Source organism: Promicromonospora sp. NPDC110617 (genome assembly GCF_055598465.1).
In genome coordinates, this window is sequence record NZ_JBVKBM010000003.1 from 99,741 (window position 1) to 113,450 (window position 13,710).

At 73.0% G+C, this 13,710-nt stretch carries 14 protein-coding genes; 6 read left to right on the forward strand and 8 right to left on the reverse strand.

The genetic code is table 11. The features are described 5' to 3' along the window. Positions 1-33: 33 nt before the first annotated feature. Positions 34-1,032 carry an MBL fold metallo-hydrolase gene (locus tag ACZ7LE_RS18170; RefSeq protein ID WP_470404656.1) on the reverse strand — a complete coding sequence of 333 codons (999 nt, stop codon included), beginning with the start codon at positions 1,030-1,032 and terminating at the stop codon, positions 34-36. Positions 1,033-1,281: 249 nt separating this feature from the next. Here ACZ7LE_RS18170 and ypfJ point away from each other — a divergent pair, with 249 nt between their 5' ends. After that, positions 1,282-2,169 (forward strand): KPN_02809 family neutral zinc metallopeptidase, encoded by an 888-nt coding sequence (ypfJ, locus tag ACZ7LE_RS18175; protein WP_470404657.1) that lies wholly within the window; start codon positions 1,282-1,284, stop codon positions 2,167-2,169. Positions 2,170-2,332: 163 nt separating this feature from the next. Then, positions 2,333-3,727: a threonine--tRNA ligase gene (gene thrS / locus ACZ7LE_RS18180; protein WP_470404658.1), complete on the forward strand. Its 1,395-nt coding sequence runs from the start codon at positions 2,333-2,335 to the stop codon at positions 3,725-3,727. Between the two features lie 42 nt (positions 3,728-3,769). On the opposite strand, the gene ACZ7LE_RS18185 is transcribed toward thrS, so the two are convergent. Both ACZ7LE_RS18185 and ACZ7LE_RS18190 read right to left on the reverse strand, forming a co-directional pair. Next, positions 3,770-4,426: a hypothetical protein gene (locus ACZ7LE_RS18185; RefSeq protein WP_470404659.1), complete on the reverse strand. Its 657-nt coding sequence runs from the start codon at positions 4,424-4,426 to the stop codon at positions 3,770-3,772. Positions 4,427-4,479: 53 nt separating this feature from the next. Then, a complete protein-coding gene (locus ACZ7LE_RS18190) occupies positions 4,480-5,670 on the reverse strand; it encodes an MFS transporter (RefSeq protein ID WP_470404660.1) in 1,191 nt (396 codons plus the stop codon). Between the two features lie 127 nt (positions 5,671-5,797). On the opposite strand from ACZ7LE_RS18190, the gene ACZ7LE_RS18195 reads away from it, so the two are divergent. Continuing rightward, the gene (locus ACZ7LE_RS18195) at positions 5,798-7,396 is read left to right on the forward strand and encodes an ABC-F family ATP-binding cassette domain-containing protein (protein ID WP_470404661.1); all 1,599 of its coding nucleotides are present in this window, start codon (positions 5,798-5,800) and stop codon (positions 7,394-7,396) included. 195 nt (positions 7,397-7,591) lie between these two features. Here ACZ7LE_RS18195 and ACZ7LE_RS18200 read toward each other — a convergent pair whose 3' ends face one another. Genes ACZ7LE_RS18200 through ACZ7LE_RS18210 form a run of 3 tightly spaced genes read right to left on the reverse strand, consistent with a single transcriptional unit; the run spans position 7,592 to position 9,119 of the window. After that, a complete protein-coding gene (locus tag ACZ7LE_RS18200) occupies positions 7,592-8,524 on the reverse strand; it encodes an SURF1 family cytochrome oxidase biogenesis protein (protein ID WP_470404662.1) in 933 nt (310 codons plus the stop codon). 11 nt (positions 8,525-8,535) lie between these two features. Next, entirely contained in the window at positions 8,536-8,787 is a 252-nt protein-coding gene (locus tag ACZ7LE_RS18205) for a hypothetical protein (protein ID WP_470404663.1), read from the reverse strand. Further along, positions 8,787-9,119, reverse strand: a complete 333-nt coding sequence (locus tag ACZ7LE_RS18210) for a DUF3099 domain-containing protein (protein WP_470404664.1) — start codon at positions 9,117-9,119, stop codon at positions 8,787-8,789. The genes ACZ7LE_RS18205 and ACZ7LE_RS18210 overlap by 1 nt, the downstream gene beginning before the upstream one ends. 263 nt (positions 9,120-9,382) lie before the next feature. Between ACZ7LE_RS18210 and fabG the strand changes: the two genes are divergently transcribed. From fabG to ACZ7LE_RS18225, 3 genes are all read left to right on the forward strand, one after another. After that, on the forward strand, positions 9,383-10,120 hold the full coding sequence (fabG, locus tag ACZ7LE_RS18215; protein WP_470405312.1) for a 3-oxoacyl-ACP reductase FabG: 738 nt from the start codon (positions 9,383-9,385) through the stop codon (positions 10,118-10,120). Between the two features lie 160 nt (positions 10,121-10,280). Further along, the gene (fabI, locus tag ACZ7LE_RS18220) at positions 10,281-11,051 is read left to right on the forward strand and encodes an enoyl-ACP reductase FabI (RefSeq protein ID WP_020013108.1); all 771 of its coding nucleotides are present in this window, start codon (positions 10,281-10,283) and stop codon (positions 11,049-11,051) included. Between the two features lie 17 nt (positions 11,052-11,068). Then, the gene (locus ACZ7LE_RS18225) at positions 11,069-11,608 is read left to right on the forward strand and encodes a SixA phosphatase family protein (protein WP_470404665.1); all 540 of its coding nucleotides are present in this window, start codon (positions 11,069-11,071) and stop codon (positions 11,606-11,608) included. A gap of 97 nt (positions 11,609-11,705) precedes the next feature. Here ACZ7LE_RS18225 and serB read toward each other — a convergent pair whose 3' ends face one another. Both serB and glgC read right to left on the reverse strand, forming a co-directional pair. After that, positions 11,706-12,326, reverse strand: coding sequence for a phosphoserine phosphatase SerB (serB, locus tag ACZ7LE_RS18230; RefSeq protein WP_470404666.1), 621 nt, complete (start codon positions 12,324-12,326; stop codon positions 11,706-11,708). Between the two features lie 95 nt (positions 12,327-12,421). Further along, a complete protein-coding gene (gene glgC / locus ACZ7LE_RS18235; protein ID WP_377233437.1) occupies positions 12,422-13,663 on the reverse strand; it encodes a glucose-1-phosphate adenylyltransferase in 1,242 nt (413 codons plus the stop codon). Between the last annotated feature and the right edge of the window lie 47 nt (positions 13,664-13,710).

A 13,710-nucleotide genomic window follows, 5' to 3' on the forward strand; every position in this document is an offset into this window, starting at 1 on the left:
GCGGGCCGGCGGGCGTGGGGCGCCGGGCGAGGCCTACCGGTCGAGGTGGTCCCGCACCAGGAGCTCCAGCACCCGCATGAAGCGCTGCGCGCGGGCACGGCCGAGGACGAACGGATTGTGCGTCCCGGCCGTCCCGTCGCGCAGCGCCTCCAGACGGGCCAGACCGTGGTCGGTCTGGGCATGGTTGTTCAGCTCGACGTCCACGCCGGCGCGGCGCATCAGGGCGGCGTAGTCGATCACGGAACGCAGGTAGTCGCGTTTGCCTGACGTCGGCTCCGGGAGGCCGGTGCCGCCCCACAGCATCGCCGTGTGCCGCCGGCCCTTCCACCACACGGGGAAGATCGGCGACACCGTGCCGGGGGTGTGGCCCGGCGTGTACGACAGACGCATCGTGACGCCGCCCAGCGTGAGTCGTTGCCCGTCGGCGATCTCCAGGTCGCGCTCGGGCACGTCAGGGGAGTCGTCCGCGGCGGCGAGGTCCCAGTCGGCGGGGCTCATCAGCACCCGGGCGCCGTAGCGGTCGGCGAGGTACTGGGCCCCGCCGAAGTGGTCGGCGTGCCCGTGCGCCACCACGACGTACCGGATGCGCGCCGGGTCCACGCCCAGCGCCCGCAGCTCGGGGACCAGGATGTCGGCGGCCTGGTCCCGGGACTCCAGCGCGTCGATCAGGATCACACCGTCGGAGGTCTCCACGGCCGTCGCCGACACGAAGTCCGTGCCGATCACGGTGACGTTGTCGAAGATCCGCGTGGGCTCCGGGTCGGGGGCCGACGGCGGCAGCCAGCCGGGCGTGAACGCGGCGAGCAGGGCGAGCAGCACCCGGTCCTCGCCGGCGATCCGCTCGGCCCGCTCGCGATAGTCCGCCGGTTCCGGAGCCTCCGTCGTGGTGGACGGCGACGCCCCGTCGGCCCCTGCGCTCTCGCCCGGTGGGGCCACCGATGCCGCCGGCTCCCGCGCGCATCCCACGAGGGGGACGAACGCCGCGGCGAGCACGGCACGACGGGACAGCTCGGCATGTCGCAGCAGGTCCATGCGCCGATCGTACGAACGGACCCGTCGCCGCGCCGGTTACCGGTCCCCGCCGACCGCACGGCCCCGGTCGGCCCTGCCGAGCACCGTCGCGGTCCTCGACGGGTGCCGTCGGTCCTGGACGAGTGCCGACGAGACATGTTGCGGTGAGTAGACGTTGTCGACGCGGGGCAACACGGCCCGATCGCGTTGCGTCTCCCGGGCCGGACGAGCCTCCGGGTGCCGGCACCCGCGTCGCGGTAGCGTTGTCAGGTGACTTTCAGCGAGGGCGGGCAGTTCGAGGGTGGCCGGGTCCGCAAGGGTGGCGGACGCCGGGGCGCCGTCGGCGCCGGTGTCGGCGGCGGTGCGGCGCTCGTCATCGCGCTGCTCTACATGGTGCTGACCGGCAACAGCCCGGCCGACATCCTCGGGACCACCACCGACAGCGGGGGCGGCGGCGAGCAGGGCTACATCGGCGCGTGCACGGCCGAGGAGGCGAACGTCGACCCCGAGTGCCGGCTCAACGCCGCCGTCGACTCGCTGGACGTCTACTGGGCCGAGACCCTTCCGGAGCAGGGCGGCGTCGAGTACGAGCTGCCCGAGGTCGTCAGCTTCACCGACGCGGTCGACACCGGCTGCGGTTCCGCGACGTCGGCCACGGGGCCGTTCTACTGCCCGGCCGACACGACCGTGTACGAGGACCTCTCGTTCTACGACCAGCTCTCCAGCCAGTTCGGCGCCGAGGGCGGGCCGCTGGCGGAGATGTACGTGACGGCGCACGAGTTCGGGCACCACATCGAGAACCAGCTCGGGCTGTTCGCGCGGGCCGACCGGTCGGGCACCGGCCCCGAGTCCGACTCGGTGCGCATCGAGCTCATGGCGGACTGCCTCGCCGGGATGTGGGCCGGCAACGCCGCGACCACCGAGGACCCGGACACGGGCGTGCCGTTCCTCCAGCCTATCTCGCAGGCGGAGCTGGAGCAGGCGCTGTCCGCGGCCGCGGCCGTGGGCGACGACAACATCCAGCGCCGCTCCGGCGGCGGCGTGAACCCCGAGGCGTTCTCGCACGGCTCCAGCGAGCAGCGCGTGCGGTGGTTCTCGATCGGCTACGACGGCGGCACGATCCAGGACTGCAACGCCCTGGACGCCCGCACCCTCTGACGCTACGGTGGGCGGCATGCACCTCAGCGCACGCACGACGACGCCGGACCCCTCCGGCGCGCGCTGACCTGCACCCAGCACCCAGGCCCCGGAGCTCGCTCCGGGGCCTTTGCCGTGCGCGACGGCGATACCGGGGCGGCTCCTCCATCGAAGGAGCACCGACATGAACGTCCCCGCATCGAACCAGCAGCAGTCCCCGTCCCCGGCAGCGGCTCAGACCCCGGCCCGCGGCTCCGCGCCCGCAGAAGCACCCGCAGAAGCGCCCGCCGTCGTCGACCACCGCACCCTCGGCCGCGACATGCGGATCTTCGACACCAGTCCGCTGGTCGGGCCCGGCCTGCCGCTGTGGCTGCCGGCCGGCGCGGCGATCCGGTACGAGCTGGAGCAGTACGCGCGCGAGGTCGCCCTGCGCACCGGCTGCGAGCCCGTGTACTCACCGGTGCTCGGCAAGCGGTCGCTGTACGAGCGCTCGGGCCACTGGGCCAAGTTCGCCGACGACATGTTCCCGCCGATGTACCTCGGCGGGAACACCGAGGACGACGGCCCGGCCGGCCGGGACGCCGACGCCGACCCCCTCGTCCTGCGCCCCGCCAACTGCCCCCACCACGCGCAGATCTACGCGTCCGAACCCCGCTCGTACCGTGACCTGCCCGTGCGCTACGCGGAGCTCGCGTCGATGTTCCGGGCCGAGCGGTCCGGGGTGCTGTCGGGGCTGAGCCGGGTGCGGCAGATCAACCTGGACGACGCCCATGTCTTCTGCCGGCCCGACCAGGTCGGGGCCGAGGTGCGCACCGCGCTGGCCGCCGTCCTGGAGGTGCTCGACACCCTGGGCATCGAGGTGGCGTACCTGCGCCTGTCCGGCCGGGACGCCTCCGACCGGTGGCTCGGCGTGCCCGAGCAGTGGGCCGCGGCCGAGGAGGCGCTGCGCGTGGTGCTCGACGACGTCGCGTCGCCCGCCGGCGTACCGTGGCACGCCGAGGCCGGCGAGGCGGCGTTCTACGGGCCCAAGATCGACGTCCAGGTGCTCGACGCGCGCGGCCACGAGGAGACCCTCGCGACCGTGCAGCTCGACTTCAACCAGCCCGAGCGGTTCGACCTGACCTACGTCGCGGCGTCCGGCGAGCGCGAGCGGGTCGTCATGATCCACCGCGGCACCGTCGGCGCCATGGAGCGGATGGTCGCGTTCCTCCTGGAGCGGCACGGCGGACGGCTCCCGTTCTGGCTCGCGCCGGTGCAGGTCTGCCTGTTGCCGCTCCCGGACGGCGCCTCCGACGGCGCCCCGGGCGCCGACCAGCTCGTCGACGAGCTCGCCGCCGACCTGAGGGCGCGCGGCCTGCGGGTCCGGGTGGAGCGGGAGGGGTCGCTGGGCAGCCGGATCCGCCGGGCCCGGGAGCGTCGGGACGCGCTCCTGGGCGTGCTGGGCGCCCGTGAGGTGGCGGCGGGCGCGCTGGCGGTGACCGACCCGGCGTCGGGCGCGAAGGCCTCGGTGCCGCTCGCGGAGCTGGGCGACCGCCTCGCCAAGGCGGCGCGCCGGCGCGTGCCGCGCGTCGGGCTGTGAGTGCCGCCAGGCGCGCGGGTCCGGCGGTGCGTCGCCGGACGGTCAGCGCACCCAGGTCCGCCGGTCGCGTGCCGCCAGGTGGACGACCTCCAGCTCGCGGTCGGTGAGCACCGGCCGGTGCTTCTCGAGCCAGGGCACGAGCTCCCGGGCCGTCAGCACCTGGACGCCCTCAGCCGAGCCCTCGACGTGGGGTTCCTTGGTGCGGACGAAGACGATGACCGGCTGCACGGTGATCGGCACGCGCGTGGCCCGGCCCAGGATCTCCTGGGTGCGGCGCGCCTCGTTCCGGGCGGCCTCCGCGGTCACCTCGTGCGCGGGCCGGTAGATCGTGTGGATCGTGAACACGCCGCCGGGCCCGATGACGAGCTGGTCGAGCTCCAGGGCGCCGCCGTCGGACTGGACGGACTGCAGCACCCGCCAGACCGGGCGCCGGGCCACGAGCTTCCAGAGCTCGTCCGCGGCGCCGCGGGCCCCGGTGATCCGGTGCCGCAGCTCGCGGTGGTACGCGTCGGGCCGACCGGTCAGCCGGCCGCGCAGCACGGCGGCGGCGTGCTGCCGGAAGTAGGTGCGGCGCCGGGCGATCAGGTGCTTCGCCGGCCGGTTGGCCGTGAGGTCGTCACCGCCCGTGAGGCGGCCCGCGCGCAGGTGCGGCAGGGCGTCGGCGACGGTGACCGGAACGCTGGAGGTCTCAGGGCCCATGGGGCGGACGTTACGTCCGTGTCGCCGGGTGCGCGCGTCCTGGCGGTGAAGGATCACCTGGCCGGGAACGCCCTGCGCGCCACCAGCACCATGACCAGCGCCGCCACCACGAGCGCCGCGCCGGTGTACGGGACGGCGGCGACGCCCGCGCCGTCGAGCACGAGGGCGCCGAGCGCCGCGCCGCCGCCGATGCCGATGTTCGCCGTCGCGTTCACCAGCGCACCGACGACGTCGGGCGAGGCACCGTGCGTCCGGATCGCCGCCGTCTGGAACACGGCGGCGACGGCGCCGAAGCCGATGCTCCACACGGCCGCGGCGGCGAGCGTGCCGACCGTCGCCGGGAACACGACCCCGAGGGCGAGCACGCCGCCGGCGACCACGGACAGGGTGATCACCGTGGTCTGGCGGGGCCGGACGTCGAGCCGCGCCGCGGCGAACGCGGCCCCGACGAGCCCGAGCGCCCCGATCAGCAGCAGCGCGGGGCCGAGCGCCGCGGTGGCGAGCCCGGCCGCGAGGAGCAGCACGGAGATGTAGGTGTAGACGGTGAAGTGGCCGAGGTACGCCAGCGCGTTGGCCGTGGTGACCTGGGCGAGGGCGGTGCGCCGGGCGCCGCGGGCGGCGTCGTCCGGGGGAGCGCCGCCGCCCGGGACGGACGGCAGCAGGAGGGCCGTGAGCACGCCCGCGACGACGCAGACGCACGTCAGGACGAGGAACGCGTTGCGCCAGCCGACGGCGGTGCCCAGCGACGTCGACAGCGGGACGCCGAGGATGAACCCGGCCGAGGCGCCCAGCGTGACGAGTGCCAGGGCACGGCCCGCGAGGTGCGGTCGCACGAGGCGCGACGCGTACCCGATGCTCACCGAGAAGAAGACGGCGTGCGCCGCCCCGCCGAGCGCCCGGGCCGCGGCGACGACCGCGAAGGTGGGGGCGAGCGCGACGATCAGGTTGCTCACCGTGTAGACGGCGAGCGTGCCGAGCAGCACGGTCTTGCGCGGCAGCCGGCGCGTCGCCGACGTCAGCGGCAGGGCGAGGGCCGCGACCATGAACGCGTACGCGGTGACGAGGAGGCCCGCCACCGGCTCGGAGACGGCGAGGTCGTCGCTGATCAGGGGGAGCAGGCCCACCGGGACCAGCTCGGTGGTGACGGCGACGAACGTGGCGAGGGCCAGGGCGAACAGTCCGCCGGCCGCGTCGCGGACGTCGCCGGGCTGCCAGGCGGTGACCTCACCACGTGAACGGGGCATGGGCTCCATGGTGACATTCGTCGCGACCTGCCCGTTGCCGCACCCGCACCCCCTAGACTGGACCGGCCCCCGCCGCCGTGGGCCGATCCACCCTGCCACCATCCCCCTGACCGTGAGGAACACCTGCGTGATCACTGCCCATGGCGTCGAGCTGCGCGTCGGCGCGCGCGTGCTGCTGAGCGAGGCCACCTTCCGGGTCGCCTCGGGCGACCGGATCGGCCTGGTCGGTCGGAACGGTGCCGGCAAGACCACGCTGACCAAGACCCTCGCGGGCGAGACCCAGCCCACGGGCGGGCAGATCGTGCGTGGTACCGACATCGGCTACCTGCCGCAGGACCCGCGCACGGGCGACCTCGAGGTCCTCGCGATGAACCGCGTGCTCTCGGCGCGCAACCTCGACCGGGTCATCACGCAGATGCGCGAGGCCGAGGGCGAGATGGCGTCGGCCGACCCGGACACACAGGCCGCCGCGCTGGAGCGGTACCCCAAGCTGGAGGCGCGGTTCCTCGCCGCCGGCGGGTACGCCGCGGAGTCCGAGGCGCAGATCATCACGGCGAACCTCGGCCTGGACGAGCGCGTCCTGGGCCAGCCGCTGAGCACCCTCTCCGGCGGTCAGCGCCGCCGGATCGAGCTCGCGCGCATCCTGTTCAGCGGCGTCGAGACGCTGCTGCTGGACGAGCCCACCAACCACCTCGACGCCGACTCCATCATCTGGCTGCGCGACTACCTCAAGGCGTACAACGGCGGGTTCATCGTGATCAGCCACGACGTCGAGCTGCTGCGTGCCACGGTGAACAAGGTGTTCCACCTGGACGCGAACCGGGGCGAGCTCGACCAGTACAACATGGGCTGGGACACGTACCTGGAGCAGCGCGAGACGGACGAGCGGCGGCGCCGGCGCGAGCGGGCCAACGCCGAGAAGAAGGCGGGCACGCTGCTCGCGCAGGCCGAGAAGATGCGCGCCAAGGCGACCAAGGCGACCGCCGCGCAGAACATGATCAAGCGCGCCGAGAAGATGCTCGGCGGCCTGGAGAACGAGCGCGCCGCCGACCGCGTGGCCAAGCTCCGCTTCCCGACGCCGGCGCCCTGCGGGCGCACGCCGCTCACCGCGACCGGGCTGTCCAAGGCGTACGGGTCGCAGGAGGTGTTCGCCGGGGTCGACCTGGCGATCGACCGCGGGTCGCGCGTCGTGATCCTCGGCTTCAACGGCGCAGGCAAGACGACGCTGCTGCGCATCCTCGCGGGCGTCGAGGCCCCGGACACCGGCGAGGTGGAGCCCGGGCACGGCCTCAAGCTCGGCTACTACGCCCAGGAGCACGACACGCTCGACATGAGCGCGACCGTCGTGGAGAACCTGCGGCACGCCGCGCCCGACCTCACCGACACCCAGGTGCGCTCGGTGCTCGGCTCGTTCCTGTTCAGCGGGGACGACGCCGAGAAGCCCGCCAACGTGCTCTCCGGCGGTGAGAAGACCCGGCTCGCGCTGGCGACGATCGTGGTCTCCGGCGCGAACGTCCTGCTGCTGGACGAGCCCACGAACAACCTCGACCCCGCCTCCCGGGCCGAGATCCTCGGGGCGCTCAAGACGTATGAGGGCGCGGTCGTGATGGTGACCCACGACGACGGCGCCGTCGAGGCCCTGGAGCCCGAGCGCGTGCTGCTGCTGCCCGACGGCGACGAGGACCTCTGGAACGACAGCTACCAGGAGCTCGTCTCCCTCGCCTGAGCCGGCCCGTCGCTGGTCGAGCTTGTCGAGACCCCCTGGGCGGCGGGAGAGACCACTACTCCACGGGCCCTGTTGCTCTGCGTCGACAATGTCTACGCAGAGCAACAGGGCCCGCTGTCGTCATGTCTACCCGGAGGCGTGGTGAGGTCTCGACAAGCTTGACCAGCGGTGGACTCGACCGGCGATCGGCTCAGCTCAGTGCAGCTGGGACTCGATCAGCGCGTCTTCCTCGTCCTCGGCGCTGCGCCGGCGCTCCTTGGGCGCCTTGCGGGCCCGGACCCCCTCGCTGTCGGAGGCCTCGCCGGAGGCCAGCAGCAGGTCGCCCGCCGACACGTTCTCCCCGCGCAGGGCCCCGCGCTCGCGGCGCCACAGCACGATGTACCCGCCCACGGCGCCGAGCGCGAAGATGGCCCACTGGAACGCGTACGAGAGGTGCGAGCCCGGGTCGGTGTCCGGCTTGGGCAGGGTCGCCAGCGCGACGTCGGGAGCGGGCTGCTCCGACCGCAGCGCGCCGTACGCGCCGACGGTGCGCCCCTCGGCCCACGCGGCTCCGTCGGGCCCGGCGGCGAGCACCTGGGCCGTCGAGATCGCCTGCACCTGGCCGGGCTGCGCGCCACGGTCCGACGGCGGCTCGTCGGCGCGCAGCGACACCACGACGCTCACGTCGCCCGAGGGCGCGTCGGGGACGGCGTCCGGGCCATGCGCGTCGCGGCCGAGCGGCACCGTGCCGCGGTTGACGACCAGCACGATCTCCTGGCCGTCCGGCAGTCGCGTCTCGAACGGCACCAGCACGTGGTACCCGTTGCGGCCCGCGACCGGCCGGTTGCGCAGCAGCACGGTCGCGTCCGTGACGTAGTGGCCCTCCAGCTCGACCGGGCGCCAGACGTCGGAGTCCGGCACGACCGCACCCGGTCCGGGCAGGATCTCGTCCACGGGCACCGCGGCCGCGGACCAGTTGTTCTCGATGAGGTCGATCTCGGCCTCGCGGGACTCGTACCGGTTCCACTGCCAGCGTCCGGCGACCAGGCACAGCGCGGCCAGCACCACGGCGGCCACCGCCAGGATCACCCACTGGCGGGTCGTGCGCGGACCGCGCGCGTCGTCGGGCGCCGGGGATCGCTCGGCCACGGGCGTCCGGCTCACGAGACCCTTTCCAGCTCCGCGACCGGGACGGTCTGCTTCCAGAAGGACCGCGCGCCCAGGAACTGCTCGAGGTGCTCGCGGTGCTCGTCGCACGCGAGCCAGACCTTGCGTCGCTGCGGCGTGTGCAGCTTCGGGTTGTTCCACAGCAGGCCCCACACGGCCTGGTTGCCGCAGCCCTTGGCGCTGCAGATCAGCTCGCCGTCGGGAACGGCGTCGGGCGTCGCGCCCGCCAGTCCCAGCACGTCCATCAGTCGTCCACGTGGTTGATCACGCGGCCCTGGTGCGGGGCCGGGGGCGCGTCCTCGGGCAGCTCCTCGAGCATCGGGGCAGCCTGCGGCGTGACGGGGGAGGTGTCGTGCGTCGTGTGGTCGCGCCCGGCGTTGGCGATCAGCACTGCGGAGTACGGCAGCACCACCGCGGCGGCCACCAGGGCCCAGCGGATCCAGCCGTCGACCAGCACGGCGCCGATGATGCAGACCACGCGGATGGACATCTGGATGAGGTAGCTGCGCGTGCGGCGCGCCTGGTCCACCGCCAGCGGCTCAGGGGCCGAGGTGATGGAAGGAACCGGCTCGCTCATCCTGCCAGTCTACGTGCGTCCGACGCCGTCGGACACGATGCCGACGCACCTCACACGACGGGGCCCGCGCCCGATACGCTCGGGGTTGTTGTAGAAAACCGACAAGGTCCGGTCCATCCCTGTGGCCCGGCGCGCGCGGCGCGCGTACGACGCGCGGGGTAGCGTCGCAGCGGACCCGGATCGACCCAGGTACCGGCCGCGGCCCCCAGCCTCGCGCGGCCCTTTGCGAAAAGCCCAGCATCGAGGAGCTTCAGGTGACCACCATGCCCGCCACTCAGAGCATTGCCGCAGGTCCGACCGGCCGTGTCGTCGTCGTGACGGGTGCCGCACGCGGCATCGGCCGCGCCATCGCGGAGCGGTTCGTCGCCGACGGCGACCGCGTCGCCACGATCTACCGCGGCGGCGAGCTGCCCAAGGGCGTGGAGCCCTACGTGGCCGACGTCACCGACACCGCGGCCGTCGACGCCGCGTTCACCGCCATCGAGGCCGACCTGGGTCCCGTCGAGGTGCTCGTGGCCAACGCCGGCGTGACCAAGGACCAGCTCCTCATGCGCATGAGCGACGAGGAGTTCGAGACCGTCATCGACGTGAACCTCAAGGGCACCTTCCGCTGCGTGCGCCGCGCGTCCAAGGGCATGATCCGCGCCCGCAAGGGCCGCATCGTGCTGCTCGGCTCGATCGTGGGCCTGTCCGGCGGTCCCGGCCAGGTCAACTACGCGTCCTCGAAGGCGGCCCTGGTGGGCATGGCCCGCTCGATCACCCGCGAGCTCGGGACGCGCGGCATCACCGCGAACGTCGTCGCCCCCGGGTACGTCGAGACCGACATGACGGCCGCGCTGCCCGAGGACGTGCGCAACGGCTACCTGAAGTCGATCCCCGCCGGCCGGTTCGCCACGCCGGACGAGGTGGCCTCCGTGGTCTCCTTCGTCGCGTCCGACTCCGCGGGTTACGTCACGGGTGCCGTCATCCCCGTCGACGGTGGCCTCGGCATGGGGCACTGACCCGTAGTCTGACGCCGCCACCTGCGGCTTCGGCCGTACATATCCAACATTCTCGGCATCGAGAACGGCGCGGAGTTTCGTTCCGCGCGGCAATCCGCATTACGCTCGCACCCAGCACAGGGGTTGCTCCGGCACGCCTGCGCCTGATCGGAAGGACAACATGGGTCTCCTCGAAGGTAAGAAGCTGCTCGTCACGGGCGTGCTGACGGACTCGTCGATCGCATTCCACGCCGCCCGGCTCGCCCAGGAGGAGGGCGCGGAGGTCGTGCTCTCGTCCTTCGGACGGCAGATGAAGCTGACCCAGGCCTTCTCCAAGCGTCTCCCCGTCGAGGCGCCGGTCGTGGAGCTGGACGCCACCAGCCAGGAGAACCTCGACGCGCTGGCCGACGCCGTGCGCGCGGAGGGCTTCGAGCGGCTCGACGGTGTGGTGCACTCGATCGGGTTCGCGCCGCAGTCCGTCATGGGCGGCAACTTCCTGTCGGGCACCTGGGAGGACGTCGCCACCGCACTGCACGTCTCCACGTTCTCGTACAAGTCGATCGCGGTGGCCGCCAAGCCGCTGATGACCGACGGCGGCGCCGTCGTCGGCCTGACGTTCGACGCGCAGTTCGCCTGGCCCGTCTACGACTGGATGGGTGTGGCCAAGGCCGGTCTGGAGTCCGCGAACCGCTACCTGGCGCGCGACCTCGGCCCGGAAGGAATCCGCTGCAACCTCGTCTCGGCCGGGCCCATCCGCACCACCGCCGCCAAGTCCATCCCGGGCTTCGCGACGATGGAGGACGCCTGGCCGACGCGAGCCCCGCTCGGCTGGGACCAGACCACCGCAGAGCCGGCCGCGCGCGCCGTGGCCGCCCTGCTGTCCGACTGGTTCCCGGCAACGACAGGCGAGATCGTGCACGTCGACGGCGGCGTGCACGCCATGGGCCAATAGACGGTCAGGAGGCACTGATGGGCAGAGCGTCGGGCACGGAGCCCACCACGACGCCGTCACGGCGTCTGGTGTTGCTCCGGCACGCCAAGGCGGAGCCGGCGTCGGAACTTCCCGACGAGTCCCGGCCACTCGCCCTGCGTGGCCGGGACCAGGCAGGAAAGGTCGGCGCGGCGCTGGTCGCGTCCGGCCTCGTGCCCGACGCCGTCCTCGTCTCCGGGGCGCTGCGCACGCGGCAGACCTGGGACCTCGTGCGCAAGCACCTGGGCGAGCCGGCGGTGGCCTTCACCGACGACCTGCTCGGTGCCATGCCGCGCGGTGTCCTCGCGCTGGTACGTGAGCTGGACCCCGCGGCGCGGACCGTCCTGGTGATCGGTCACGAGCCCGCCATGGCGGGCACCGCCGAGCTCCTGGCGGGTCCCGGTTCGGAGGACGGAGCCCTCGCGCAGGTGCGTGTCGGCGTCCCGACGGCGACCTACTCCGTCCTGGAGGCCGACCTGGACTGGGCGGACTGGGACCGCAAGACGGCCCGCCTGACGGAGGTCACGCGCCCGGCCTGACGCCCCTGTGTCAGACGCGAACGGACCTGTCAGACGTACGGATCACTCCGGTGACCTGTGCGTCTGACACGTCCGTTCGTGTCGGACAGGACTGGGGTCAGAGGAGGGCCAGGAGGTTGTCCAGGCGGTCCTCGATCACGTGCGGGGCCTGGTCGCGGACGATCTGCTTGGCGTTGAACGCCACGCCCACCCCGGCGGCGGCGATCATGTCGAGGTCGTTCGCGCCGTCGCCCACGGCGACCGTCTGCTCCATCGGCACACCGGCCTGCGCGGCCCACTCGCGGAGCGTCGCGGCCTTGGCGGCGCGGTCGACGACGGGGCCCACCGTGCGACCGGTCAGCACGCCGTCGGCGACCTCGAGCCGGTTGGCCCGCACCAGCTCGATCCCGAGCTCCCGCGCGATCGGCCCGGCGACCTCCTCGAACCCGCCCGAGACCAGCCCGAACGCCCAGCCGCGGGCGTGGCACTCGGCCACGAGCTCCCGGGCGCCCGGCATCAGCTCGACCGCCGCGCGGACCTTGTCCAGCGCCTCGACGGGCACGCCGGCCAGCGTCGCCACGCGCTCGCGCAGCGACCCGGCGAAGTCGAGCTCGCCCCGCATCGCCCGCTCGGTCACGGCGGCCACCTCGTCGCGGGTGCCGGCGTGCTCGGCGATCAGCTCGATGACCTCCTGGCGGAAGAACGTGGAGTCGGCGTCGGACACGATGAGTCGCTTCACGCTCCCCAGTGTGCCGGAGCGGTGCGCCGTCGCGCCCCGGCGTCCACGTCCTGACGGGCCAGGGTGACCCTGCGGCCGACAGAGCCGCAGGACCGTCAGTCGACGACCGTGCCCTTCGGGACCACCACCAGGCCCGACTCCGTCACCGTGAAGCCGCGCGCCCGGTCCTCGTCGTGGTCGACGCCCACGCGGGCCCGCTCGTTGATGATCACGTTCTTGTCGACGATCGCCCGGTGCACGTGGGCGTACCGGTGCACCTGGACGTCGTCCATCAGCACCGAGTTGGACACGTTCGACCACGAGTGCAGGTGCACGCCGGGGGACAGGACCGACCCGGCCGCCTGCGCGCCCGAGATGAGCACGCCCGGCGACACGATCGACTCCGCCGCGTGCCCCATCCGCCCCGGGCCCGCGTGCACGAACTTGGCCGGCGGCAGCCCCGTGTAGCCCGTGTACAGCGGCCACTCCATGTTGTAGAGGTTGAAGACCGGGTGCACGGCGATCAGGTCCGTGTGGGCGTCGTAGAACGAGTCGATGGTGCCGACGTCGCGCCAGTAGTCGCGGTCCCGGTCCGTCGAGCCGGGCACGTCGTTGCGGATGAAGTCGTAGACGCCCGCCTCGCCCTGGGCCACGAACGCCGGGATGATGTCGCCGCCCATGTCGTGCCGCGAGTCCGGGTCGGCGGCGTCGCGCGTGACGGCCTCGACCAGCGCGTCGGCGTCGAACACGTAGTTGCCCATCGAGGCCAGCACCTCGGTGGGGGAGTCCGGCAGGCCTGTCGGGTCGGTCGGCTTCTCCAGGAACTCGCGGATCTTCGTGGGGTCGCCCGGATCCACGTCGATCACGCCGAACTGGTCGGCCATGTCGATCGGCTGCCGGATCGCGGCGACCGTCGCGCGCGCCCCCGACTCGATGTGCGCGTCCACCATCTGCGAGAAGTCCATGCGGTAGACGTGGTCGGCCCCCACCACGACCACGATGTCCGGACGCTCGTCGTCGATGATGTTGAGGCACTGGTAGATCGCGTCGGCGCTGCCGAGGTACCAGTGCTTGCCCACGCGCTGCTGCGCGGGGACGGGGGCCACGAAGTTGCCCAGCAGCGGCGACATGCGCCACGTCTTGGAGATGTGGCGGTCCAGCGAGTGCGACTTGTACTGCGTCAGCACCACGACGTGCAGGTACCGCGAGTTGACGATGTTGGACAGGGCGAAGTCGACCAGGCGGTAGATACCGCCGAAGGGCACAGCGGGCTTGGCGCGGGCGGCGGTCAGCGGCATCAGCCGCTTTCCCTCGCCGCCGGCGAGAACGATCGCAAGGACGCGGGGGGCGGAAGCCATACGGTGAGATTAGGGCCTTTCTGCCGGTTCCGTCAGGTGGCACGCTG

What these genes read in the sequence shown, in the direction of transcription:
- ACZ7LE_RS18225 (WP_470404665.1), top strand. Translation starts at nt 11,069, where the DNA reads ATGGGCAGAGCGTCGGGCACGGAGCCCACCACGACGCCGTCACGGCGT.
- ACZ7LE_RS18170 (WP_470404656.1), bottom strand. Translation starts at nt 1,032, where the DNA reads ATGGACCTGCTGCGACATGCCGAGCTGTCCCGTCGTGCCGTGCTCGCC.
- glgC (WP_377233437.1), bottom strand. Translation starts at nt 13,663, where the DNA reads ATGGCTTCCGCCCCCCGCGTCCTTGCGATCGTTCTCGCCGGCGGCGAG.
- ACZ7LE_RS18190 (WP_470404660.1), bottom strand. Translation starts at nt 5,670, where the DNA reads ATGCCCCGTTCACGTGGTGAGGTCACCGCCTGGCAGCCCGGCGACGTC.
- fabG (WP_470405312.1), top strand. Translation starts at nt 9,383, where the DNA reads ATGCCCGCCACTCAGAGCATTGCCGCAGGTCCGACCGGCCGTGTCGTC.
- thrS (WP_470404658.1), top strand. Translation starts at nt 2,333, where the DNA reads ATGAACGTCCCCGCATCGAACCAGCAGCAGTCCCCGTCCCCGGCAGCG.
- ACZ7LE_RS18185 (WP_470404659.1), bottom strand. Translation starts at nt 4,426, where the DNA reads ATGGGCCCTGAGACCTCCAGCGTTCCGGTCACCGTCGCCGACGCCCTG.
- fabI (WP_020013108.1), top strand. Translation starts at nt 10,281, where the DNA reads ATGGGTCTCCTCGAAGGTAAGAAGCTGCTCGTCACGGGCGTGCTGACG.
- ACZ7LE_RS18210 (WP_470404664.1), bottom strand. Translation starts at nt 9,119, where the DNA reads ATGAGCGAGCCGGTTCCTTCCATCACCTCGGCCCCTGAGCCGCTGGCG.
- ACZ7LE_RS18205 (WP_470404663.1), bottom strand. Translation starts at nt 8,787, where the DNA reads ATGGACGTGCTGGGACTGGCGGGCGCGACGCCCGACGCCGTTCCCGAC.